22 protein-coding genes are annotated in these 23,540 nt (G+C 69.1%); 14 read left to right on the top strand and 8 right to left on the bottom strand.

The window, feature by feature from the left end; translation table 11 throughout:
• The first annotated feature begins 160 nt into the window (after positions 1 to 160).
• From U1T56_RS07535 to U1T56_RS07545, 3 genes are read left to right on the top strand one after another with little or no spacing between them, the layout of a single operon-like run.
• On the top strand, positions 161 to 811 hold the full coding sequence (locus U1T56_RS07535; RefSeq protein WP_418158842.1) for a glucose-6-phosphate isomerase: 651 nt from the start codon (positions 161 to 163) through the stop codon (positions 809 to 811).
• Positions 808 to 1,761: a shikimate dehydrogenase family protein gene (locus U1T56_RS07540; RefSeq protein WP_418158843.1), complete on the top strand. Its 954-nt coding sequence runs from the start codon at positions 808 to 810 to the stop codon at positions 1,759 to 1,761. The genes U1T56_RS07535 and U1T56_RS07540 overlap by 4 nt, the downstream gene beginning before the upstream one ends.
• A gap of 1 nt (position 1,762) precedes the next feature.
• A complete protein-coding gene (locus tag U1T56_RS07545; protein WP_418158844.1) occupies positions 1,763 to 2,620 on the top strand; it encodes an SIS domain-containing protein in 858 nt (285 codons plus the stop codon).
• 42 nt (positions 2,621 to 2,662) lie between these two features.
• On the opposite strand, the gene U1T56_RS07550 is transcribed toward U1T56_RS07545, so the two are convergent.
• Positions 2,663 to 3,436 carry an FCD domain-containing protein gene (locus tag U1T56_RS07550; RefSeq protein ID WP_418158845.1) on the bottom strand — a complete coding sequence of 258 codons (774 nt, stop codon included), beginning with the start codon at positions 3,434 to 3,436 and terminating at the stop codon, positions 2,663 to 2,665.
• A 299-nt stretch (positions 3,437 to 3,735) separates the two neighbouring features.
• Here U1T56_RS07550 and U1T56_RS07555 point away from each other — a divergent pair, with 299 nt between their 5' ends.
• Both U1T56_RS07555 and trhA read left to right on the top strand, forming a co-directional pair.
• Positions 3,736 to 4,413, top strand: a complete 678-nt coding sequence (locus tag U1T56_RS07555; protein ID WP_418158846.1) for a pentapeptide repeat-containing protein — start codon at positions 3,736 to 3,738, stop codon at positions 4,411 to 4,413.
• On the top strand, positions 4,407 to 5,105 hold the full coding sequence (trhA, locus tag U1T56_RS07560; protein ID WP_418158847.1) for a PAQR family membrane homeostasis protein TrhA: 699 nt from the start codon (positions 4,407 to 4,409) through the stop codon (positions 5,103 to 5,105). Before U1T56_RS07555 ends, trhA begins: the two co-directional genes overlap by 7 nt.
• Before the next feature lie 30 nt (positions 5,106 to 5,135).
• Here trhA and U1T56_RS07565 read toward each other — a convergent pair whose 3' ends face one another.
• Positions 5,136 to 5,381 carry a hypothetical protein gene (locus U1T56_RS07565; RefSeq protein WP_418158848.1) on the bottom strand — a complete coding sequence of 82 codons (246 nt, stop codon included), beginning with the start codon at positions 5,379 to 5,381 and terminating at the stop codon, positions 5,136 to 5,138.
• 202 nt (positions 5,382 to 5,583) lie between these two features.
• Here U1T56_RS07565 and U1T56_RS07570 point away from each other — a divergent pair, with 202 nt between their 5' ends.
• The 8 genes from U1T56_RS07570 to U1T56_RS07605 all read left to right on the top strand — a co-directional run bounded on the left by U1T56_RS07570 (position 5,584) and on the right by U1T56_RS07605 (position 15,532).
• Positions 5,584 to 6,837: a sarcosine oxidase subunit beta family protein gene (locus U1T56_RS07570; protein ID WP_418158849.1), complete on the top strand. Its 1,254-nt coding sequence runs from the start codon at positions 5,584 to 5,586 to the stop codon at positions 6,835 to 6,837.
• A 10-nt stretch (positions 6,838 to 6,847) separates the two neighbouring features.
• Positions 6,848 to 7,153, top strand: a complete 306-nt coding sequence (locus U1T56_RS07575) for a sarcosine oxidase subunit delta (protein WP_418158850.1) — start codon at positions 6,848 to 6,850, stop codon at positions 7,151 to 7,153.
• Entirely contained in the window at positions 7,150 to 10,155 is a 3,006-nt protein-coding gene (locus U1T56_RS07580) for a sarcosine oxidase subunit alpha (protein ID WP_418158851.1), read from the top strand. The genes U1T56_RS07575 and U1T56_RS07580 overlap by 4 nt, the downstream gene beginning before the upstream one ends.
• Positions 10,148 to 10,789, top strand: a complete 642-nt coding sequence (locus tag U1T56_RS07585; RefSeq protein ID WP_418158852.1) for a sarcosine oxidase subunit gamma — start codon at positions 10,148 to 10,150, stop codon at positions 10,787 to 10,789. Before U1T56_RS07580 ends, U1T56_RS07585 begins: the two co-directional genes overlap by 8 nt.
• Positions 10,790 to 10,856: 67 nt before the next feature.
• Entirely contained in the window at positions 10,857 to 11,936 is a 1,080-nt protein-coding gene (locus U1T56_RS07590) for a GlxA family transcriptional regulator (RefSeq protein ID WP_418158853.1), read from the top strand.
• A gap of 184 nt (positions 11,937 to 12,120) precedes the next feature.
• The gene (locus U1T56_RS07595; RefSeq protein ID WP_418158854.1) at positions 12,121 to 13,392 is read left to right on the top strand and encodes an aromatic ring-hydroxylating oxygenase subunit alpha; all 1,272 of its coding nucleotides are present in this window, start codon (positions 12,121 to 12,123) and stop codon (positions 13,390 to 13,392) included.
• A 14-nt stretch (positions 13,393 to 13,406) separates the two neighbouring features.
• On the top strand, positions 13,407 to 14,507 hold the full coding sequence (locus U1T56_RS07600) for an FAD-binding oxidoreductase (RefSeq protein ID WP_418158855.1): 1,101 nt from the start codon (positions 13,407 to 13,409) through the stop codon (positions 14,505 to 14,507).
• A gap of 11 nt (positions 14,508 to 14,518) precedes the next feature.
• Positions 14,519 to 15,532 (top strand): GlxA family transcriptional regulator, encoded by a 1,014-nt coding sequence (locus tag U1T56_RS07605; RefSeq protein ID WP_418158856.1) that lies wholly within the window; start codon positions 14,519 to 14,521, stop codon positions 15,530 to 15,532.
• Positions 15,533 to 15,686: 154 nt separating this feature from the next.
• Here the strand turns inward: U1T56_RS07605 and U1T56_RS07610 are convergent, their stop codons facing one another.
• Genes U1T56_RS07610 through iolE form a run of 5 tightly spaced genes read right to left on the bottom strand, consistent with a single transcriptional unit; the run spans position 15,687 to position 20,607 of the window.
• A complete protein-coding gene (locus U1T56_RS07610; protein ID WP_418158857.1) occupies positions 15,687 to 16,628 on the bottom strand; it encodes a sugar ABC transporter substrate-binding protein in 942 nt (313 codons plus the stop codon).
• Between the two features lie 52 nt (positions 16,629 to 16,680).
• Complete coding sequence (locus tag U1T56_RS07615; protein ID WP_418158858.1) at positions 16,681 to 17,475, bottom strand: SDR family oxidoreductase; 795 nt, start codon at positions 17,473 to 17,475, stop codon at positions 16,681 to 16,683.
• Positions 17,468 to 18,490, bottom strand: a complete 1,023-nt coding sequence (gene iolG, locus U1T56_RS07620) for an inositol 2-dehydrogenase (RefSeq protein ID WP_418158859.1) — start codon at positions 18,488 to 18,490, stop codon at positions 17,468 to 17,470. Before iolG ends, U1T56_RS07615 begins: the two co-directional genes overlap by 8 nt.
• A complete protein-coding gene (locus U1T56_RS07625; protein ID WP_418158860.1) occupies positions 18,487 to 19,668 on the bottom strand; it encodes a Gfo/Idh/MocA family protein in 1,182 nt (393 codons plus the stop codon). Before U1T56_RS07625 ends, iolG begins: the two co-directional genes overlap by 4 nt.
• Positions 19,669 to 20,607: a myo-inosose-2 dehydratase gene (iolE, locus tag U1T56_RS07630; protein ID WP_418158861.1), complete on the bottom strand. Its 939-nt coding sequence runs from the start codon at positions 20,605 to 20,607 to the stop codon at positions 19,669 to 19,671. It abuts the gene before it with no gap.
• 92 nt (positions 20,608 to 20,699) lie between these two features.
• On the opposite strand from iolE, the gene U1T56_RS07635 reads away from it, so the two are divergent.
• Positions 20,700 to 21,728 (top strand): LacI family DNA-binding transcriptional regulator, encoded by a 1,029-nt coding sequence (locus U1T56_RS07635; RefSeq protein ID WP_418158862.1) that lies wholly within the window; start codon positions 20,700 to 20,702, stop codon positions 21,726 to 21,728.
• Positions 21,729 to 21,865: 137 nt separating this feature from the next.
• Here the strand turns inward: U1T56_RS07635 and betA are convergent, their stop codons facing one another.
• Complete coding sequence (gene betA / locus U1T56_RS07640; RefSeq protein ID WP_418158863.1) at positions 21,866 to 23,536, bottom strand: choline dehydrogenase; 1,671 nt, start codon at positions 23,534 to 23,536, stop codon at positions 21,866 to 21,868.
• Between the last annotated feature and the right edge of the window lie 4 nt (positions 23,537 to 23,540).

Below are 23,540 nucleotides of genomic sequence, written 5' to 3' on the forward strand. Positions count from 1 at the left end.
TTCGCGTCAAGCGAGCCGGCGCCATGACCATCGAGAGCCGTAGGCTTTCGATGGCCGAGCAGGCACGAGCGATCGCATGGCCGCGCTGGCAAAGATGTAGCATTGCTACAGGTCGGGGCCTAAACTGATGCCACGATCCGCAAGGTCTGTGAGGACGAGGATGGAGCTGCGCGAGCCGGGAGTCTGCACGGTCGACGTCGCGAGTGGCGAGCTGCGCGGGGCGACCGGCCGCTACATGAAGACCTTGCGCGACCTCGAGGGGCTCTACGAAGACCGGGCCGCCTATGCGGCACTGGTGCGCGTCATGGGCGATACGGTCGTCTACGCGGTGAGCGACTATCGGCCGTCGGCCGATGCGGGCGACATGATCGTCGGCGTGACCCGGATGCGGCCGGGCAAGGTCGGCCGCGAGTTCTTCATGACCCGTGGCCACATCCACGCCAGAGCCGACCGGCCCGAGATCTATTACGGCGAGAGCGGCCGCGGCGTGATGCTCCTGGAATCGCCCGCGGGCGAGATCCGGACCGTCGAGATCCGACCGCGCACGCTGTGCTACGTGCCGCCCTACTGGATCCATCGCTCGGTCAATGTCGGCCCGGACGAGCTGGTCATGACCTTCGCCTACCCGGCCGATGCCGGGCAGGACTACGCCATCATCGAAGCGGCCGGCGGGATGCGCTGCCGCATCGTCGACGACGGCAGGGGCGGCTGGGCCACGGTCGACAACGCGGACTACCGCCCTCGCCCGGCCGATCTCGTCGCGCGCATCATGGGCCGGACCGAACGAGCCGGCGCGGAGCGGCAGCCGTGACGCGCTACGTCCCGACCCTTCGGCCGACGCTCTGGTTCATCGGCGTCACGACGGGCAAGAGCTCGATCATGCAGGTCTTTCCGGCCTGGGCCGAGCTTCTGGGCCTGGGAGATGCCGCCATCGCCGGCATCGACTTCCCGCTGCACGCCGAACCCGCCGCCTACCGCGAGGCCGTCTCGTTCATCCGGAACGATCCTCTCTCGCGGGGTGCTCTCGTCACGACGCACAAGATCGACCTGTTCAAGGCGGCACGCGATCTTTTCGACGAGATCGACCCCTTCGCGCGGCTGATGCACGAGACGAGCTGCCTTGCCAAGCGGGACGAGCGGCTCGCGTGCCATGCCAAGGACCCGATCTCCTCGGGCCTCGCCATGGACGGCTTCCTGCCGCCCGGCCACTTCGCGCGGACGGGTGCCGAGCTGTTCGCGATCGGGGCCGGCGGCTCCGCGATCGCGCTCACCTGGCACGTGATGCGCGCCGAGCGCGGACCCGACCGGCCGTCGCGGATCGTCGTCTCGGACAAGAGCCCGGAACGGCTCGACGAGATCCGGCGCGTCCACCGCGAGATCGGTGCTGCGGTTCCGGTCGAGTACGTGCTCGCCGGCGAGCCCGCCGCCAACGACGCGGTCACGGCGCACCTGAAGCCGGGCTCGCTCGTCGTCAACGCGACGGGCCTCGGCAAGGACGCGCCGGGCTCGCCCCTCAGCGAGAGGGCGATTTTCCCGGAAGGCGGCATCGCCTGGGATCTCAACTATCGGGGTGATCTCGTCTTCCTCGAGCAGGCGCGCGCTCAGGCCGGAGCGCGCGGCCTCCGGGTCGAGGATGGCTGGACGTACTTCATCCACGGCTGGACGCAGGTGATCGCCGAGGTGTTCGGGATCGAGATCCCGACCGCGGGGCCACGATTCGAGGCGCTCGCGGCGGTCGCGGCGCGCATCGCCAGGAGCTGACGTGGCTCGGGAGAACGTCCTCGAGCTGGTCCGCAGCCGCAGGCCGGAGCTGCGCCGGTCGGAGCGCAAGGTGGCCGATCTCGTGCTGGCCGATCCCGGCCGCGTCCTGCACGCGACCTTGGCCGAGGTGGCGCGGAGCGCCAGGGTGAGCCAGCCGACCGTCGTCCGTTTCTGCGGTGCGGTCGGTTGCAGCGGGTTCCAGGACTTCCGGCTGCGGCTTGCCCACAGCCTGGCACTCGGCACGCCCGCGACACACTCGGTCCTGCTCGGCACCGACCCGCCCGAGGCCGTCGTCGAGAAGATCTTCGACTATACCATCACGAGCCTCGACTGGGCGCGCCAGCGCCTGGACAGAGCCGCGCTGCGCGAGGCGGTGGCGATCCTCGAGGCCGCGACGGCGATCGAGTTCTTCGGCTTCGGCGCCTCGGCCGTCGTGGCGCGCGACGCGCAGCAGAAGTTCCCGCTGTTCGGCGTGCCGTGCGGGGCCGAGAGCGATTCGCACCAGCAGCTCATGCGGGCCTCGATGCTGCAGCCGGGCGAGGTCGCCGTAGTGATCTCGAACACCGGCCGGACGCGCTCGATCCTCGACCTCGCCGCGATCGCGCGCGCGAGCGGAGCCAGGGTCATCGCCATCACGGGAACACGCTCGCCGCTCGTCCGGCACTGCGACGTGGCGCTGGTCGTCGAGACGCTCGACAACACGGACATCTACACGCCGACCATCTCGCGGATCGCAGCGCTCGTGGTCGTGGACATCCTGTCGACGGCGGTGGCGCTGCGGCGTGGCGACGAGCACTCCCGGCGCTTCCGGGCGATGAAGGACCGGCTGAACGGCCTTCGCGTGAGCGACGACGGGTGAGAGTCCGCCCCGGTTCCGGCAACCGCTCCCTTCCCTCCTCTCTCAGCCGGAACGCCGGCCGGAGGCGTTCGCCTCGGTCGGCGGCGGCGACCGGAACTCGAACGTGCCGCGCACCTGCTCCCAGGCGATCTGCAGATGGCGCCGGAGCGCCGCTTCCGCCTCGTCGGGATCGCGCGCGGCGATCGCCTCGAAGATCGCGACGTGGCCGGCATGGTTGAGCCGGTCGATGTCGGCAGCACGCTCCATCCGTCCCCAGTGGCGCATCAGCCATTCCACGTAGGCCTTGTGCACGGCCGGGTAGATCGGGTTGCGCGGGATCCGGTAGAGGACGCCGTGGAACGCGACGTCCGTGGCGTAGAAGGCGCGCGGGTCGCCGATGGCCGCCCGGTTGCGTGCGAGCGTCTCGCGCAGCTCGGCGAGGTCGTCCCGCTTGGCATGGGCAGCGGCATGGCGCGCCAGTGCCGCCTCGAGGAAGATCCGGCTCTCGAAGAGCGCTCGCATGCCCTCCTCGTCGTGCATGAGATGGCCGACGAGCTGACCCAGGGCGCCGATGGCGGTCTCGTAGCTGGGCTTTTGCACCACGGGCCGGAAGCCCGGACGTGTGAGCAGCAGGCCGCGGCTCGCGAGGCTCGTGATCGCCTCGCGGACCACGGTCCGGCTCACCCCGAACCGCTGCATGAGCTCGCGCTCGGGCGGCAGGCGCGAGCCGCTCGTGAGCTCGCCGCTCAGGATCATCGCGGACAATCGCTCGCCGAGCTGATCGGAGGCGCGGCCGCCACCGCGCTTGGCGGTACCTCGGCCGGCGGGCTCGCTCATGGCATCTTCCACGGTTTCCCAAAAGGACGGCTCCTTCTAGCGCCTCGCTGCCGTGGCGGGAAGGAAGCGCTGCTGCGGCACGTCCGCAAGCCCGTGGCATTCACTACTGCTGCTTGCTTTCGGCCGAGGCGATCTTACCTGAAAAACGAAAGCGTCGCGCTGGACCGCCTCGATTCCGTTATCCGGGCTTCTTCGATACCGAGCGGCTGCAAGCGGCGGCGGCGGAGCTCACCTGCGGATGCCCATCCCTTTCCGGCTCGCTGCTCGAGCCGGTGCCTTCGTTCGCGAGGAGGAACGCCATGATCGAGACGGGAGAGTCGAACCGTGCGCTGCAGGAGCCACTCGACGAGGCGGCGCTGAGGATCATTCTGGAACGGCATCGCACGTGGCTCGAGAGCGGCGGAAAGGAAGGTGCGCGCGCCCGCCTCGTGAACGGCTGCCTGACGGGCCGCTCGCTGTGGCGCGTGGATCTGCGTCGGGCCGAGCTCGATGGTGCGGATCTGCGTCGGGCGAACCTCGATCACGCCCGGCTCGCCGGCGCCTCGCTCGAGCGGGCCCGCCTCGAGGGAGCCTCGCTCTGGGAGGCGGATCTCGCCGGCTGCGATCTGCGCAAGGCGAATCTGCGGGACGCCAATCTCGACCATGCGGTTCTGGAGGACGCCGACCTGCGCGAGGCCGATCTCACCGGCGCTTCGCTCTGGGGCGCCCGTCTCGAGCGGGCCGATCTCCGCGGCACGGCGGGTCCGTCGTCGGTTGCCCGGCCAGAGACCGCCGCTCTCGTGCCGCCGCCCGCTTCCCGGCAGGAAATTCGCATCGGCGCGGTCTATGCGGATGCGCGAAGGCCGCGTCACCGCTGGCGCGTCACCGAGCTCTTGGGCCAGCTCTGTCGGGTCGAGCGGGTGGACAACCCGAACGTGGTCCGCTTTCCGGCGGCCAAGGTTCTGCAGGATGCGACCCGCTACACGGCCGAATGCTGAGCAGGAAGGATTCCACCACCGCGCGGAGCCGGCTGCCGCTGCCGCGGGCGGTGCCCGTGTTTCCACGGTACAGCCCGCGCGAGCGGCATGCCGATGCGCTGGTCCATGCAGTGGGACTCATCGGCGGCAGCGCGGCCTGCCTCGTTCTGGCCGCGCTGTCGGTCGAGGGTACCGATCCGCGACGCCTCGTCAGCCTCGGGCTCTACGCGACCGGGCTGATGGCGATGCTCATCTGCTCGGCGCTCTACAACCTGAGCGTGGACGGGCCGCGCAAGGCTCTGTTCCAGCGGCTCGACCACGCCGCCATCTTCATGATGATCGCCGGTACCTACACGCCCTTCACCCTGGTCGCGATCGGCGGTGCCTGGGGGACCGGCCTCTGCGCCTTCGTCTGGATGGTGGCGGTCATGGGCATGGCGGTCGAGATCCTGGGCCTGTCGCGATCCGACAACCTCCTGGTCGCCGCTTACCTGCTTCTGGGCTGGGTCATCGTCATCGCGCTCGGGCCGCTCGCGGCCGCCCTGTCTCCGGCCGGCATGACGCTGCTGGTGGCGGGAGGCGTTCTCTACACCGTGGGCGTGGTGTTTCATCTGTGGACCCGCCTGCCCTACCAGAACGCCATTTGGCACGGTTTCGTCCTGCTGGCGGCGTCCAGCCATTATGCGGCCGTCCTCCTCGAGATCGCCGCCTGATCCGGCAGCGCCGCTCGGGCCGCATGTCGATCAGCCCTCCTCGCCTTCGGATTCCAGCAGGGCCCGGCGGCTGCGATAGAGCAGCTCCAGGCGCTCCTCGGCGACGCGCAGCATGGCGCCGGCACGGCCCAAGCCTTTCCCGGCATCCTTCCTGTCCTGGACGTCGAGCAGGCATCGATCCCGCATCCGCTCGGCCCGATCGATCACCGCATCGAGCTCGGTGAGCGCACGGCGCCGGCGGTGCTGGACGGGCATAGAAGGCGAGAGGGTGGACATGACGGACTCCCGAGGAAGAAGCCCGCCAGCATAAACGGACCTTGGATAAAAGCCACAGTCAATTCGCAGCCGCCTTTCGGCACCACGGCTGCGATCGGCAGGTGATGTCGCTTTCGTTCAAGCGACCCGCCGCCCAGCTTCTCGCTGCGAGAAGCCCTTTCGACGAACATGCGGGCATCATCGCGGTAGGATCGCACCCGACATGCAGAAGTTCTCCGGACTGGCGCTCCTGCGCCAAGGCCTCGGCGGCCACCTCGGGTGGCAGCCGCAGTGGCGCAACCCCGAGCCGAAGCCCGCCTACGACGTCGTCATCGTCGGCGCTGGCGGCCACGGCCTCGCCACCGCCTACTATCTCGCGAAGGAGCACGGCATCCGCAACGTCGCCGTGCTCGAGAAGGGGTGGCTCGGCGGCGGCAACACGGGCCGCAACACCACGATCATCCGCTCGAACTACCTGTTCGACGAGAGTGCCGCGCTCTACGACCACGCGGTGAAGCTCTGGGAAGGCCTGACCCAGGAGCTCAACTACAACATCATGTTCTCGCAGCGCGGGGTCATGATGCTCGCCCACACCGTGCACGACGTGCAGGTGTTCAAGCGGCACGTGCACGCGAACCGCTTGAACGGGGTCGACAACGAGTGGCTGACCCCGGAGCAGGCGAAGGAGTTCTGCCCGCCGCTCAACATCGCCGCCAACATGCGCTACCCGATCCTGGGTGCCGCTCTCCAGCGTCGCGGCGGCACTGCCCGGCACGACGCGGTTGCCTGGGGCTATGCGCGGGCGGCCGACGCTATGGGGGTCGACATCATCCAGAACTGCGAGGTCAAGGCCATCCGCCGCAACGCACAAGGCGCGGTGGAGGCGCTCGAGACCTCGCGCGGCACGATCCGGGCGAAGAAGGTCGGCGTGGTCGTGGCCGGCAGCACCAGCGTGGTCATGGGCATGGCCGGCGTGCGCATGCCGCTCGAGAGCTACCCGCTCCAGGCCCTCGTGTCCGAGCCGGTGAAACCGGTCTTCCCGTGTGTGGTCATGTCGAACACGATCCACGCCTATATCAGCCAGTCCGACAAGGGCGAGCTCGTGATCGGTGCCGGCACCGACGCCTACACCTCCTACACCCAGCGTGGCGGTCTCCACATCACGACGCACACGCTGGATGCGATCTGCGAGCTGTTCCCGATGTTCCGGCGCATGAGGATGCTCAGGAACTGGGGCGGCATCGTCGACGTGACGCCGGACCGCTCGCCGATCATCGGCAAGACGCCGGTACCCGGACTCTACGTCAACTGCGGCTGGGGCACGGGCGGGTTCAAGGCCACGCCTGGCTCGGGCCACGTCTTCGCCCACACCATCGCGAAGGACGAGCCGCACCCCATCGCCGCACCCTTCAACCTGGACCGGTTCAAGGCCGGCTACCTGATCGACGAGGCGGCAGCCGCCGCCGTGGCACACTGAGGCCAAGCCCATGCTGCTGATTCACTGCCCCTATTGCGGGCCGCGGCCCGAGCTCGAGTTCCGCTACGGCGGCGAGGCGCACATCGTGCGCGCTGAAGACCCGTCCCAGAAGAGCGACGCGGAGTGGGCGGACTTCCTCTATTTCCGCACCAACCCGCGCGGGCTCCACGTCGAGCGCTGGCGGCACGTCCACGGCTGCGCCCGCTTCTTCAACGCCGTGCGCGACACGACCTCGGACTTCATCCTGACCACCTACCGCATCGGCGAGCCCAAGCCCGACCTCGAGGCTCTGGCCGCGAAGAGAGGTGCGCAATGAGCGGGCCGTTCCGTCTTGCGACCGGCGGTCGGGTCGACCGCAAAAGCCGCGTGCGCTTCACCTTCGACGGGCATTCTTACGAGGGCTTCGCCGGCGACACGCTGGCTTCGGCACTGCTCGCGAACGGCATCCACCTCGTCGGCCGCTCGTTCAAGTACCACCGGCCGCGCGGCATTCTCGCCGCCGGCGCGGACGAGCCCAACGCGCTCGTGGGCGTGGGCCGCGACGAGGCGCACTACACGCCGAACCTGCGTGCCACCCAGGTCGAGCTCTACGACGGGCTCGTCGCCGAGAGCCAGAACCGCTGGCCATCGCTCGCGTTCGACGCCGGTGCGGTCAACGATCTCCTCACCCCCTTCATCCCGGCCGGGTTCTACTACAAGACCTTCATGTGGCCGGCGGGGGCCTGGAAGCGCTTCTACGAGCCCAAGATCCGCGCCGCGGCCGGGCTCGGTCGCGCGCCCACGGCAGCCGATGCCGACCGCTACGCCCATCGCTTCGCGCACTGCGACGTGCTGGTGGTGGGTGCGGGGCCGGCCGGTCTCGCGGCGGCCCTGGCCGCGGCCGAGAGCGGGGCGAAGGTGATCTTGTGCGACGAGCAGGCCGAGCCCGGCGGCTCGCTCCTCGCCGACGGCGAGACCACCATCGACGGCAAGCCCGGTGCGGCCTGGGTCGAGGAGATGGTGACGGCCCTCGCCCAGCGGTCGAACGTGCGGTTGCTCACCCGCACCACCGCCTTCGGCTATTTCCCGCACAACCTGATCGGGCTCGCCGAGCGGGTGACCGATCATCTGGCCTCTCCTCCGCCGCATCTGCCGCGCGAGCGGTTATGGCAGGTGCGGGCCAAGGAGGTGGTGCTGGCGGCGGGTTCCATCGAGCGTCCGCTCGTGTTCCCGGAGAACGACCGGCCCGGCATCATGCTGGCCTCCGCCGCACGGACCTACGTCAACCGCTACGCCGTGCGGCTCGGCGGCCGTGCGGTCGTGTTCACCGCGCACGACGAGGCCTACCGCGCGGCGCTCGACCTCGCGCGCGCCGGCATCGAGATCGTGGCCATCGTCGATCTCAGGACCGCGGCCGACGGGCCGCTGCCGACGGCGGCGCGCGCGGCCGGCCTGCCGATCCGGCTCGGCGCCACCGTCACCGGCACCAAGGGTCGCCTGCGCGTGGCCGAGGTCGGGATCGCGCAGGTGGGGACCGATGGGAAGGTCTCGGGTGTCGAGACGGTGGGCTGCGATCTCGTCCTGATGTCGGGCGGGTTCACGCCCAGCGTGCACCTGTTCTCGCAGTCGCGTGGCAAGCTGACCTGGGACGAGGCTCTGCAGGCCTACGTCCCCGGCGTCTCCGTCGAGCGCGAGCGTTCGGCCGGTGCCTGCCGCGGTGTGATGGCTCTCGGGGCCGCGATCGCCGACGGCTGGGCCAAGGGTGCGGAAGCCGCCGAAGCTGCGGGCTTCGCCGGGGTGCCGGCGCGCCGGTTCGCAGTCGAGACCTTGGATGCCGCGCCGGGTGGCTTCGTCGGTGCCACGCCGCATCACCGCGATGCCGCGAAGGTCAAGGCCTTCGTCGACTTCCAGAACGACGTCACCGCCAAGGACCTGAAGCTCGCGGTCCGCGAAGGCTTCCAGTCGATCGAGCACATCAAGCGCTACACGACGACGGGCATGGCGACGGACCAGGGCAAGACGTCGAACATGAACGCGCTCGGGATCGTCTCGGACACGCTGAAGAAGCCGGTTCCGCAGATCGGCCTCACCACGTTCCGCATGCCCTACACGCCCGTGACCTTCGGCACGATCGCGGGCCATTCCCGCGGCGAGCTGTTCGATCCGGTCCGCACCACGTCGATCCACGACTGGGCCGCGGAGCGGGGTGCGGTGTTCGAAGACGTAGGCCTGTGGAAGCGCGCCCGCTACTTCCCGAAGCCCGGCGAGGACATGCATGCGGCCGTGGCGCGCGAGTGCAGGGCCGTGCGCAGCTCGGTCGGCATCTTCGACGCCTCCACGCTCGGCAAGATCGAGGTCGTGGGTCCGGATGCGGCCGAGTTCATGAACCGCATGTACACGAACGCCTGGACCAAGCTCGAGCCCGGTCGCTGCCGCTACGGCGTCATGCTGCGCGAGGACGGCTTCGTCATGGACGACGGCGTGGTGGCGCGCCTCGCTCCCGACCGGTTCCACGTCACCACGACTACGGGCGGAGCGCCCCGCGTGCTCCACATGATGGAGGACTATCTCCAGACCGAGTGGCCCGAGCTCGACGTCTGGCTCACCTCCACGACCGAGGAATGGGCGGTGATCGCCGTGCAGGGGCCGAACGCGCGCAAGGTGCTCGAGCCCCTGGTCGAGGGCATCGATCTCTCGCCCAAGGCCATGCCGCACATGAGCGTGCAGGTCGGCCGCATCTGCGGCGTGCCCACGCGACTCATGCGGGTGAGCTTCACGGGCGAGCTCGGCTTCGAGGTCAACGTGCCGGCCGATTACGGCCGCGCCGTCTGGGAAGCGATCTTCGCGGCCGGCGAGCCTTACGGCATCACGCCTTATGGCACGGAGACCATGCACGTGCTCCGCGCCGAGAAGGGCTACATCATCGTCGGCCAGGAGACCGACGGCACGGCCACACCGGACGATGTCGGCCTCGGCTGGGCGGTCGGCAAGGCGAAGAAGGACTTCGTCGGCAAGCGGGCGCTCGCGCGCGCCGCCATGGCCGATGCCAACCGGAAGCAGCTCGTGGGCCTTCTGACCGAAGAGCCCGAGACCGTGCTCGAGGAAGGTGCCCAGATCGTGGCCGACCCGAACCAGCCCGTGCCCATGAAGATGCTGGGCCACGTCACCTCGGCCTATTGGAGCGAGGTCTTGGGCAAGTCGATAGCGCTCGCCATGGTTGCCGGCGGCCGGTCGCGGATCGGCGAGACGCTCTACGTGCCCATGCCCGACCGGACCATCAAGGTGAGCGTGGTCGCCCCGATCTTCTACGACGCCGAAGGAGCCCGTCTCGATGCGTGACCTTCAGGATCAGCGGCGGAGCCCCTTCGCGGGGCTCACCGCCATCCCTGCTCCCACCGCGGCCCTGGCCCCGCTGCCGCCCATGGCGCGGTTCGTGTTCCGCGGCCGGCCAGCGGCCGTGGAGCTGGCCGGCAAGGCCTTCGGGGTGGCGCTGCCGACCACGGCCTGCCGTGCCGCCGTGGCCGACAGCCGTGCGGCTTTGTGGCTCGGGCCCGACGAGTGGCTGCTGCTCGCGGCCGAAAGCGAGGCGGCTGCGATCGAGCAGGCGTTCGCGACCGCGCTCGGCGACCTGCCGCATTCGCTGGTCGCGGTCGGCCATCGCAACACGGCGCTGGAGCTCGTCGGTCCCGATGCGGCGCGCGTGCTGAACGCCGGCTGCCCGCTCGATCTGTCGCCGGACGCCTTTCCGGTCGACGGCTGCACCCGCACCGTCCTCGGCAAGGCCGAGATCGTGCTCTGGCGCACCGATCCCGACCGGTTCCACATCGAGGTCTGGCGCTCCTTCGCCCGCTATGTCTGGCAGTTCCTCGAGGAGGCGCGGCGCGAGCTCGCGGCCGAGGCGGCGCTGCGCCAGGAGCGGGGGGTGGAGGCCGGGGCGGGCCCGCGCCACGTGCCCGAGCTCGTGGCCGGCTGAACGGTCGAGGAAGGCTATGACACTCTTCGCCCGGGATCTGCTAAGGGAGTGCCAGAGGTGGCCTGCCATGCGCTCCCAGACCATGCCCGGGCGAGGGGCCGACGAGACGGCTCCGGCCGAAGCGCCGGTGCTCTCGGTCGGCTTCGTGCTGGCGGAGAACTTCACGCTCTCCGCCTTTTCGCTGTTCGTCGACCAGCTCCGGCTCGCCGCCGACGAGGGCGACCGCAGCCGGCCGATCCGCTGCCGCTGGTCGATCATGGGCAGCCGGGCGGAGCCAGTCCGGGCGAGCTGCGGGGTCACGGTGAGCCGCACCAGCGGTTTCGTCGACCCGCGCCGGTTCGATTACATCGTCGTCGTAGGCGGCGTGCTGCATCGCGGGCCGCAGGTCGACGCGGCCACCGTCGATTACCTCAAGGCGGCGGCGGCGGCGGGCGTGCCGCTCGTCGGCATCTGCACCGGCAGCTTCGTCCTGTGCCGTGCCGGGCTGATGACCGGCCGGCGCTGCTGCGTGAGCTGGTACCACCACCAGGATTTCCTCGCCGAGTTCCCGCACCACAAGCCGGTCTCGGATCGCCTGTTCGTGATCGACGGCGATCGGATCACCTGCTCGGGTGGCGGCGGGGTGGCCGATCTCGCCACCCTTCTGATCGAGCGTCATCTCGGCCGGGCGGTGGCGCAGAAAAGCCGCCACGTGCTCCTGCTCGACCGGGCACGCGCCGAGACCGAGGCACAGCCTCATCCGCCCCTCGTGGCGGAAGTGGCCGACGAGCGTGTGCGGCGCGCCATGCTGCTCATGGAGCAGCATCTGGCCGATCCCTTGCCGATCGGCGACATTGCGGTTCGGCTCAAGCTCTCGACCCGGCAGATCGAGCGGCTGTTCCAGTCGGCCACCGGCATGAAGCCGGCCGAGTTCTACCGCCGCCTGCGGCTGCGCTACGCCCGCTGGCTGCTCGAGAACACCGAGCGTTCGGTCACGGAGATCGCCCTCGAGGCAGGCTTCGCCGACTGCGCCCATTTCTCGCGCCACTTCAAGGCCGTGCACGGCCTGACGCCGTCCGAAGCGCGCGCGCAGGGTGCTGCCGGCTGGCGCGATGCGCCGGCCGGCGAGGAGCGCACCGCGATGGCGGGGCCCCGCCTCTTCGGCTGAACCGGTCGCCATACGCTCTGTCGGCTGGAGAAAAATGGACGGCGGCTGGAGCGAAGCGCGCTGGCAGCCCGCCTGTCATACCCGGCGCCACGAGGTCCACCGCCGAGCCGTTCCGCTCGCGGGCAAGCCCATCCCGGAAAATTCGTCAGGTCGGCGCGAGCCCACGCGCCGGGGAGCATTGTCGATGTCGGATTCGGTTCCCGTGTCCCTGTCGGCGCTGATTCGCCGGCGCAAGCCCGGCTACAGCCTGGAAGCGCCGTTCTATACGAGCTCGAAGATCTTCGAGCGCGACCTCGAGATCATCTTCGGGCGGCACTGGATCTATGTCGGTGTCGAGCCCGACGTGCCCGAGCCCGGCGACTGCATGGTGGTCGACATCGGCCGGATCTCCGTCGTCGTCGTCCGCGACGATTCGATGGCGATCCGGGCCTACCACAATGTCTGCCGGCACCGCGGCGCCCGGCTCGTCCACGAACCGAAGACGACGGTCGGCAACCTGGTCTGCCGCTACCACCAATGGACCTACGGGCTTGACGGCAACCTGATGTTCGCCGAGCACATGGGCAAGGGCTTCGACACGAGCTGCCACAACCTGAAGCCGGTCCACCTGCGCTCGCTCGAAGGACTCCTCTTCATCTGCCTCGCCGACGAGCCGCCTTCCGACTTCGACGGGATGGCAGCCGCGCTCGGCCCCTACATCGCTCCTCACGACGTGCGCAACACCAAGGTCGTGAAGGAGGTCGACCTGATCGAGCCCGGCAACTGGAAGCTCACGATGGAGAACAACCGCGAGTGCTATCACTGCGGCGGCAACCATCCCGAGCTCACCATCCCGCTCTTCGCCTACGGCTTCGGCTACGCGCCCGAGGAGATGGACGAGGTCCAGCGCGAGCAGGCCGGCCGCTATGCCTGCATGGTGCGCGACTACTCGGCCGCGTGGGAGGCCATGGGCCTGCCGTCGCGCGAGATCGAGCATCTCGACGATCGGATCACGGGCTTTCGCGCCCAGCGCCTGCCGATCGACGGCGAGGGCGAATCGCAAACCATGGACACGAAGGTCGCCTGCCGCAAGCTCCTGGGCCATCTCACCAACCCGAAGCTCGGCGGGCTCACGGTGTGGACGCAGCCCAACTCCTGGCACCACTTCATGAGCGACCACATCGTCACCTTCTCGGTGATCCCGCTCTCGCCCGAGAAGACGCTGCTCCGGACGAAGTGGCTCGTCCACAAGGACGCGGTGGAGGGTGTCGACTACGACCTCGAGCGGCTCACCGAGGTCTGGATCGCGACCAACGCGCAGGACAGCGAGCTCGTCGGCTACACCCAGGAAGGTGTCAGGAGCCCGGCCTACGAGCCCGGCCCCTACTCGCCCTACACCGAGATGCTGGTCGAGAAGTTCTGCAACTGGTATCTGGCACGGCTCGCCGCGCATCTCGACGACCGGCACGCGGTCTGAAGGAGGCTTTGGTCATGCTACAAGCCGAAGCCCTGATGAGCGACCACCTCGCCGAGGGCCTTCCGACCTGGGATCCGGAGCACGACGACGTCCTGATCTGCCGGCAGGTCCGGCAGGAGACGCACGACGTCAAGACGTTCGTCCTCGAGCCGCGCACAGCTTCGCTCTTCCGCTTCAAGCCGGGGCAGTTTCTGACCTTCGACTTCGAGATCGGCGGCGAGCGCATCAACCGCAGCTACACGATCTCCTCTTCTCCCACCCGGCCGCACCTCGTCGCGATCACGGTGAAGCGCGTGCCGGGCGGGCCGGTGTCGAACTGGCTGCACGACCAGATGCGCCCGGGGATGCAGCTCAGGGCGGTGGGTCCCTTGGGCGAGTTCACCTCGCTCGACCGTCCGGCCGCGAAGTACCTCTTCCTCTCGGGCGGCAGCGGCATCACGCCTCTGATGTCGATGGCGCGCAGCTATCACGATCTGGCACTCGACCGCGACATCGTCTTCGTCCACAACGCGAGGACGCCGGCCGACATCATCTTCCGCCACGAGCTCGAGCTGATCGCACGCAACCTGCCGGGCTTCTGCTTCGTGCCGGTCTGCGACAGCGAGGGGGCGAGCGAGCGCTGGGGCGGCTATCGGGGCCGGATCTCCCGGCCGATGCTGGAGATGATCGCGCCCGATCTCCTGGAGCGCGAGGTGTTCGCCTGCGGACCCGCGCCCTACATGGCGGCCGTGCGCGCGATCCTCGCCGAGATCGGCTTCGATGTCGCCCGCTACCACGAGGAGAGCTTCGACTACACCACGCTCGTGGGCGAGAGCGAGGAGACCGTGCGGCAGGCCGCGGCCGCCGAGACCCCGACCTTCCGCGTCGAGTTCACGAAAAGCCGGCGCGTCGTCGAGTGCGACGCCGGCACCACCGTGCTGAACGCCGCCCGCGCCGCTGGGATGCGCCTGCCTTCCTCCTGCGCCAAGGGCTTGTGCGGCACCTGCAAGAGCAGGCTGGTCTCGGGCAAGGTCGAGATGAAGCACGCGGGCGGCATTCGCCAGCGCGAGATCGATCAGGGTTGGGTGCTGCTCTGCTGCGCGAAGCCGCAAGGGGATCTCGTGGTCGAGCGCTGAGGCATCGCCCCATGTCGGGGGGTGGAGGCAGGCAGGGCCGGAAGGTCGATCTCGCGACACTCCGGCGATTCGTCTTCCTCACCCTTCCGAACTACTCGATGATCGCCTGCTCGAACGCGCTCGAGGCTTGCCGGATGGCGAACTACGTCGCCGGCCGGCGGCTCTATGCCTGGCAGGTGGCGACCCTCGACGGCAGGCCCAGCGTGGCGAGCAACGGCCTCAGCCTGCAGCCGACGGTGGCCCTCGCCGAGGCCGGGCCGGCGGATGCCGTATTCGTCTGCGGCGGCGTCGACGTGCGCCAGAGTGTGGGCCGGCCGCTTGAGAAGGCCCTGCGGCGGCTGGCGCAGGACGGCATCGTCTTGGGCGCCATCTGCACCGGCAGCTTCGTCCTGGCCGAGGCCGGGCTCCTCGACGGCTATCGCTGCGCGATCCACTGGGAGAACCTCGCCGCCATCCGCGAGGAATTCCCCTTGACGAGCTTCGTCGAGGATCTGTTCGTGGTGGATGGCGACCGCCTCACCTGCACGGGCGGCGTGGCCCCGCTCGACATGATGCTGTTCCTGATCGAGGCTCGGCTCGGCCGCGACCTCGCCGCGCGCGTCTCCGACCAGTTCGTGCTCGAGCGCATCCGGCGCGCGGACGATCCCCAGCACATTCCGCTCCGCGCCCGGATCGGCCCGGGCCATCTCGCGGTGACGCGGGTGGCGAGGGCCATGGAGAAGAACATCGAGCGGCCGCTCGCGATTGCGGTACTCGCCGCCCGCGTCGGCATGTCGGAGCGGCAGATCGAGCGGCTGTTCCGGCAGCACGTCGGCATGAAGCCGAGCGAATACTACATGACGATCCGGCTCGACCGGGCACGCGAGCTCTTGAGGCTCTCCGATCTCTCGATCACCGACGTCGCGGTCGCCACCGGCTTCACCTCGCCGTCCCACTTCAGCACGGCCTACCGTCGCCGGTTCGGCCACGCGCCACGCGAGGAGCGCAAGACCAGCCCGCCCGATCTGCCGATGGGCGCCGCGTAGGAGGTGCCCCTATCTCGCCCCCGCGCCGTTCGCCCATCGGGTGGATTGGATTCTAGCAATGCGTCCGTGCGTGCCTGCGCCATCGTCCTCTCCCGGTGCTGGCAGGCCCCGCCTTAGCCAAGTGTCCTGCCAGCCGGGGCAGGCTCAATTGGGTTCAGCGGATGCCCTTGGCCGTCAGGTCGATCACCCGTTCGGCGTTCTCCTTGGTGACGAAGGCCGGGCCCGTTCGCACCGTGCCGCTCGGCAGCACGCCGTACTTCGCGTGCTCGGTCAGAAACACGATGGGCAGGTAGCCCTGCAGGTAGGGCTGCTGATCGATGGCGAAGTCCATCTTGCCGTCGTGAACGGCCTTGAGCACGTCCGGCGACAGGTCGAACGTGCCGAACACCACTTTACCGAGCGCTCCGGCGCCGTCGAGGGCCTCCAGGGTCGCCTCGGCCGTGCTCGGGGCCAGGGTGAGCACCCCGCCGATGTCGGCGCCGGCCATGAACCGCGACGCCACGCCGTTGCGGGTCTCGGTCGGGTCGAGTGTCACGGCGAGCACCTCGGCCTTCCCGCCCAGACCATCCGCCAGACCCTTGCAGCGCAGGTCGAGGGCGACGTTGCCGACTTCCGGATTGACGCAGAGCGCCTTGGTCACGCCCTTCGCGGCCATGCGCCTGCCCGCACCGAGCCCGGCCTCGTACTCGGTCTGCCCGACATGGGCGCCGACCCCGAGCTTCTCGAAGACGTCGGATCCGGAGTTCAGCGACACTACCGGAATGCCGCTGGCGACGGCCGAGGTGATCGAATCGCCCAAGGCGTCGGCGTCCGGGATCGACACGGCCAGGCCATCCGGATGGCTCGCGACCGCGGCGTCGATGAGCTGACTCATCTGGACCATGTCGAACGTGTTGGGTGCACGGTATTCGACGGTGACACCCATGTCCTTGGCCGCTTCGTCGACGCCTCTCTTGACCACCGACCAGAACGGGTTCGCCGCCTGACCATGGGTCACGACGACGATCCGGATGGAGCCCTGGGCCATGGCGGCCGAAGAGAGCCCTGCGGCCAGGAGAGCGCACGCGGCCGTGGCCGCGATGGCGAGATGTCGCATCGCATGTTCCTTTCGCGGTGTGGAAAGCGCCGAAGAGCGGCGGGTCCGGGCGCTATTCCGGATAGGCCCCCGGAACGTTCTGGTCGTAGTCGATGAGAGCACCGGTCATGACACCGGCATCGGGGCTCAGGAGGTAGCTCGCGAGCCCCGCGAGCTGATGCGGCTTGCAGAGCTGCCCCATCGGCTGCGCGGCTTCTGCCCGTTCCAGCCAGCCATCGGTCGCCCCGTGGTAGCGGCGCTGGGTCGCGTCCTCGCCGGGCGTGTCCATCCAGCCCGGCAGGATCGCGTTGCAGCGGATGCGATCAAAGCGGTAGGCGTTGGCCACGTTCTTCGTCAGCGTCGCCAGGGCGCCCTTCGAGGCCGAATAGGCCGAGAGGTAGGACTGGCCGCAATGGACGCATTGCGAGAGGATGTTGACGATGGCGCCGCCGCCGCCCTGCGTCAGGCGATGCTTCACGAAGCCCTGCATCAGGAAGAACGGTGCCCGGACATTGGTGGCGAACATCTCGTCCCAGAGCTCGGGCGACGTGTCCAGGAGCGTGCCGCGCGCCCCCAGGGCCGCCGCGTTCACGAGCGCATCGACCGTGCCGAGCTCGACCACGGCCTTCTCGATCAGGCCGAGGCAGGCATCGACGTCCTGGAGATCGAGCGGGACGAAGCGCACCTTGCCGCCGAGCTCGGCAAGCTCGGCCACCGCGCGGGCGCCCTTCTCCGCATCGCGACCAGCGAGGACGAGACGCCGGCAGCCCTCGGCGACGAGCTGGTGCGCGATGGCGAGGCCGACACCCTGAGCGCCGCCGGTGATGACGGCGGCCGTGCTCGCATGGCGCTTGTTCAGGTCAGACATCGCCGAACTCCTGGTCGGGGCCGGTCAGGTGGATGGTTCTTCCCTGCTTGCAGGATGCGGTTGCGGCTTCGGCGAGATAGGCCGCCATCAGCCCGTCCCGGGCGTTGACCGGCATCTCCCTGCCGTCTCGCACGCATTCGAGGAACAGACGGATCTCGGCGGCGTAGCTGTCGCCGTAGCGTTCCATGAAGAATTCGAGGATCGGCGCCGGCGTGCCGGGATGATCGGCAGTGAAGCGTTTCAGCCCCGACTGCCGCGGGTTGTCGGAGAGGACCATCCCGGCCGAGCCGAACGCCTCGATCCGCTGGTCGAAGCCGAAGGCGCAGCGCCGGGCGTTGAGGATCGTGACGATCGCCCCGTCCGCGGCGAGCATGGTGACGCTCGCGTTGTCGATGTCGCCCAGCCGCCCGATCTCGGGATCGATGATGGAGGAGCCGTGCGCGGTCACGCTCACGAACTCCTGGCGGAGGATGGCGCGCGCCATGTCGAAATCGTGGATCATCATGTCCCGGAACAGCCCGCCCGAGCGGGGCACGTACGCGAGCGGCGGCGGGAAGGGGTCACGGCTGGTGATGATCAACTGCTCGAGCCGGCCGATCTGTCCGCCGTGCACCGCCGCGCGCAGGCTCGCATGCCCGCGGTCGAAGCGACGGTTGAAGCCGAGGAAGACCTTGCGCGCCGCCGCCTCGCCGATGGTGGCGATGCAGCGGCGGGCATCCGCGAGGCTGCTGGCCAGCGGCTTCTCGCAGAGCACCGGCTTGCCCGTCCGCACGGCTTCGATCACGAGATCCACATGCGTATCCGAGGAGGTGGCGATCACCACGGCGTCGGCCTGCGCATCGGCCATGGCGTCGGCAGCGGTCGGTGCCACCTTCGCACCGATGCGCGCCGCGAGCGCCTCGGCGGCCGGGGTCACGGGGTCGTAGATCACCGCCAGCCGGGCCCCGGCCGCCTGAATCGCGGCCGCGTGGACCTGCCCCATGCGGCCGGCGCCGAGAAGGGCCATTCCCGTCATCGAGGCTCCCTTCCGATCGTCACGCGCGCGCCGGTCTCGGCGGAACGCTCCATGGCGGCGATGATGCGCTGGTTCTCGAGGCCGAAGCGGAAGTCGGGGAAGCAGTCCCCCTCCCCGGCGATGCCGCGGATCAGATCAAAGACCTCGATCACCTTGACGTCGAAGTAGCCGAGGCCGCCGCCGGCGAAATCGAAGCCGAAGAAGGCGGAGAACTGCGGTACCTGCGATCCCGCCAGGAGGGTCTTGAAGCCCCGGTCGTGCTTGGCATCGCGATAGCTGGCGACCTTGAGCTCGTTGAACCGCTCGCCGTCCATGACGATGGTGCCCTCGGTGCCCGACACCTCCCAGACGATGCCGAAGATCTTGCCCGCCGCGATGCGCGACGCCTCGATGGTGCCGCCCGCCCCGTTCTCGAAGCGGACGAGTGCCTGGAACTGGTCCTCGTTCTCGACCGCGAGGCGGGCACCACTCGCGTCGGCGCTCGCGGCATAGCCCGAGCCGCCGCCAGGTGCCGGGCGCGTGGCGAAGAAGATCTGCTCCTGGCCCACGACGCTCTCGACCGCACCCATCAGGAACTGCGCCACGCTGACGACGTGGGAGCCCAGATCGCCGAGCGCACCCGAGCCCGCCTGCTCGCGCGAGCAGCGCCAGCTCCAGGGCATGTCGGGGTCGTTGAAGAAGCCCTGATCGAACCAGCCGCGGAAACGGGTGGGCGTGCCGATGTCGCCCCGCTCGATCAGTCGCTTCGCCAGAAGTGCCGCGGGCGTTTTGATGTTGTTGAAGGCCACCATGGTCTTGACGCCCGCGCGCTCGGCGGCCTCGACCAGAGCCTGCGCATCCGTGAGCGTCACCGTCAGCGGCTTCTCGCAGTAGACGTGCTTGCCGGCCCGGATCGCCGCCATCGCCATCTCGAAATGCAGGCTGTTGGGCGTGGTGATGTCGACGACGTCGATCTCGGGGTCCTCGACCATGGCGCGCCAGTCCGCCGTGGCATGGGCGAAGCCGAAGCGGCTCGCGGCGGCCTGCGCCAGCTCCTGGTTGGCCTCGGCCAGCGTGTGCAGGACCGGCACCAGCGGCAGATCCCGGTAGAGCAGCGCGGCGCGACGATAGGCATCGGCATGCGCCTGCCCCATGAAGCCCGAGCCGATCAGGCCGATGTTGAGCGTCTTGCGTGTCATTCAGTCTCCTCCCGCCAGACCCGCGCGGCTGGCCGACTGCAGGATCCGTTCGGCGACGAAGCCATGGGCACGGGCGACGGTGGCGGCGGGCGGGGCCTTCATCGGGTCCTGCTCGGCCTCGACCACCAGCCAGCCGGCATAGCGCCCTTCGCCGAGGAAGCGTGCCAAGGGGCCGAAATCGATCGCACCGTCGCCGGGCACGGTGAACATCCCGGCACGGACGGCGTCGTTGAAGCTCAGATCGCGCGCGCGCACCTCGGCCAGCACGTCCGCACGCACGTCCTTGAGGTGGATGTGGTTGATCCGTGGGCCGAACGCCTCGATCAGGCGGGCATGGTCGAACCCGGCGGCCGCCGCGTGTCCGGTATCGAGCAGGAGCCCGACCGCAGGTCCGGTGGCTGCCATCACGGCACGGATCTCCTCGAACGTCTCGGCCACCATCATCAGGTGGTGGTGGTAGGCGAGCGCCAGGCCGAACACATCGCGCAGCGCCTCGGCGAACCGGGTCAGCCGGTCGCCATAGGCGGCCACCTCCTCCGGAGCGAGCCGCAGGCGGGCCGACATGGGTACGTCGAGCGCGTTCTCGGCCATGCGACCGCACTCGCCGTAGACCATGACCTCGACGCCGCAGGCCCGCAGCAGGCCGGCATGCGCGCGGACGGCCTCGAGTTCCGCCTCGACCTCGCGATCCGCGAGGAAACCGCTGTACCAGCCCGAAGCCAGGCGCAGGCCATGCGCGGACAGCAGGCGGGACAGAGCCGCGGGCTCGCGCGGGAAGATCCGGCTCAGCTCGACGCCCGCATAACCTGCGGCTGCCGCCTCCGACAGGCAGGTCGCCGCCGTGGTGCCGCGCCCGAGCTCCTCGAGCACCTCGTTGACCCAGGACAGCGGACTGACTCCGAGCCGCAAGGCGTCCGACGGCGCCTTTCCTCCCTGCATGTTCGCCTCCCCGAATTCGACCTCCTGCCCTATACCTGACGTGTTTCCTGCAGGCCACTTGACGTTTGAAGGTAAACCTTCAAATTGCCCCCATGAGCCGAAAGACCACCTTGATCCAAGTCGCCGAAGCGGCGGGTGTGAGCCTCAGCACCGTCGACCGGGTCGTGAACCGGCGCGGCGGGGTTTCCCCGAAAGCCGAGGCGAAGGTTCTGGAGTGGGCGCGCCGGTTGAATCTCGACCGGCGCATCGACCGCAGCTACCTCAAGACCCTGCGCATCGCGGTGCTGATGCAGTCGCCCCAGAACCCGTTCTATCGTGCCTTGCGCGACGCCTTCGGCGACCTCAGGGCGACGATGGCGGACATGAAGATCGGCTGCTTCATCCACGACATCGACGTCACGGACGTCGCGGGCACCGCGCAGAAGATCGGGGAAGTCTCGAAGTCTTACGACGGCCTGATCGTCACCTGTCCCGACGATCCGAGGCTGTCGGACGCGCTCCGCCTCGCCGCACGGCGCGTACCGATCGTGACGCTGGCGACCGACCTACCGGGCAGCGGCCGGATCGCCTATGTCGGGCCCGACAACCGCCAGATCGGGCGCGTCGCCGGCGAGTTGATGGGCCGGTTCCTCGGCTCGGAGGGCGGGCGCATCCTCGTCGTCCTCGGCATGCAGCGCATGACCGGGCACGAGGAGCGCGAGATGGGGTTCCGCTCGGTGCTGCGGGAGCGGTTCCCCGGCTGCAGCATCGTCGCCTCGCTCGAGAGCGAGGAGAGTCAGGAACGAGCCGGCGAACTCGTGCGCGAGGCGCTCCGGGACCACCCCGGCGTGCGGGGGATCTACAACGTTTCGGCCGGCAACCTGGCCATCGCGCGGACGATCCAGAGCCTGGGGCTCGCGCACAAGATCGTCATGATCACGCACGAGCTGACGCCGGCACGGCGGCAGATGCTGCGCGACGGCATTCTCGACGCCGTCATCGATCAGAACCCGTGGCTCGAGGCGCGGCGAGCGCTCGAGGTTCTCGGGCGGCATTTCCAGCGCGGCGACGTCGAGATTCGGCCGAACGAATACACACCCTACAGCATCTTCATCCGCGAGAATTGCCCCGCGATCGACTAGCTGGGAATAAATACTGCATAGTGTGCTCATGCCCTCCCCACCTGCGGCGGAGGAAGGAGTTGTTCGCGTGGCAGCGCTTTCTCCCTACGGCACGTGGGAAAAGGTTGGGGTGGGGGCTCGTCCGGCCGCGAGCTGCCCTAGCGCTGCGCCGTTTCCCAGTTCGGCGCCACGTAATAAGGCGCGTTCGAGGCCGGCAGCGGGGCCTTGCCCAGGATGTGGTCGGCCGCCTTCTCGCCGATCATGATCGTGGGCGCGTTGAGATTGCCGGTCGTGATCGAGGGCATGATCGAGCTGTCCACGACCCTCAAGCCCTCGAGCCCGATCACCCGCGTCTCGGGATCGACCACCGCCATGGGATCGTCGGGGCTGCCCATCCTGCAGGTGCAGGACGGGTGGTACGCGCTCTCGACCTTCTGGCGGATGAAGGCGTCGATCGCCTCGTCGCTGGTCACGTGCTCGCCGGGCTGGATCTCGCGGCCGCGATAGGGCGCGAAGGCCGGCTGCGCGAAGATCTCGCGCGTGAGCCGCACGCAGGCGCGCATCTCGATCCAGTCGTCGGGATGGCTCATGTAGTTGAAGAACACCCTGGGCTTGTCGAGCGGGTTGTTCGAGCGCAGCCGTACCCAGCCCCGGCTTTTCGAGCGCATCGGCCCGACATGGGCCTGAAAGCCGTGCTCGGAGGCCAGCGACCTGCCGTCGTAGGTCACGGCCAGAGGCAGGAAATGGTACTGGATGTCCGGATACTTGACGCCGGCCCGCGAGCGGATGAAGGCGCAGCTCTCGAAATGATTGGTGGCGCCGAGCCCGTCCTTCGTGAGCAGCCAGCGCATGCCGATCAGCGCCTTGGCCCAAGGGCTCATCGAGGAATAGAGCGTGATCGGCTGGGTGCAGGCGACCTGGAAATAGAACTCCAGATGATCCTGCAGGTTCTCGCCGACACCCGGCAGATGATGCCGGACCTCGATCCCATGGTCCTTGAGCTCCTCGGCCGGGCCGATGCCCGAGAGCTTCAGGAGCTGCGGCGAGTTGATCGGCCCGCCCGAGAGGATCACCTCGCGCCGCACGCGCACCTCGTGCTCGCTCCCGCCGCGCCGGTAGCGGACGCCCACGGCCTTCCGGCCCTCGAGGACGATCCCGGTGGCGAGCGCTCCCGTCACGACCTCGAGGTTGGGCCGCTTCATGGCCGGCTTCAGATAGGCGTTGGCCGCGCTCCAGCGCCGGCCGCGATAGACGGTCATGTCCATCCGGCCGAAACCTTCCTGCTGGTAGCCGTTCACGTCCGCGGTCTCGGGATAGCCCGCCTGCTTGCCGGCCTCGATCCAGACGCGGTAGAGCGGATTTTCGAGCGCGCCGTAGCGGGTATGGAGCGGCCCGTCGCTGCCGCGATACTCGTTGCCGCCCTCCTCGCGCGTCTCGGCGCGCTTGAAGTAGGGCAGCACGTGCCGGTAGGCCCAGCCTTTGGCTCCCTCCTCCTCCCAGCGGTCGAAGTCGAGTGGATTGCCGCGGATATAGACGAGGCCGTTGATCGAGGACGAGCCGCCGAGCACCTTGCCGCGCGGCGTGTGCAGGCGCCGGTTGTCGAGATGCGGCTCGGGCTCGGTCTCGTACTGCCAGTTGTACTTCGCCATGTTCATCGGGATCGAAAGGGCGCTCGGCATTTGGATGAACACCGAGCGGTCCGATCCGCCATATTCGAGAACGAGCACCTTGTTCCGGCCGTCCTCGGTCAGGCGGTTGGCGAGCACGCAGCCGGCCGAGCCGGCGCCGACGATGACGTAGTCGAACGTCGCGGGCGAAGGTGTCGTCATCGGT

Source organism: Benzoatithermus flavus (genome assembly GCF_037908215.1).
Classification (GTDB): domain Bacteria; phylum Pseudomonadota; class Alphaproteobacteria; order Geminicoccales; family Geminicoccaceae; genus Benzoatithermus; species Benzoatithermus flavus.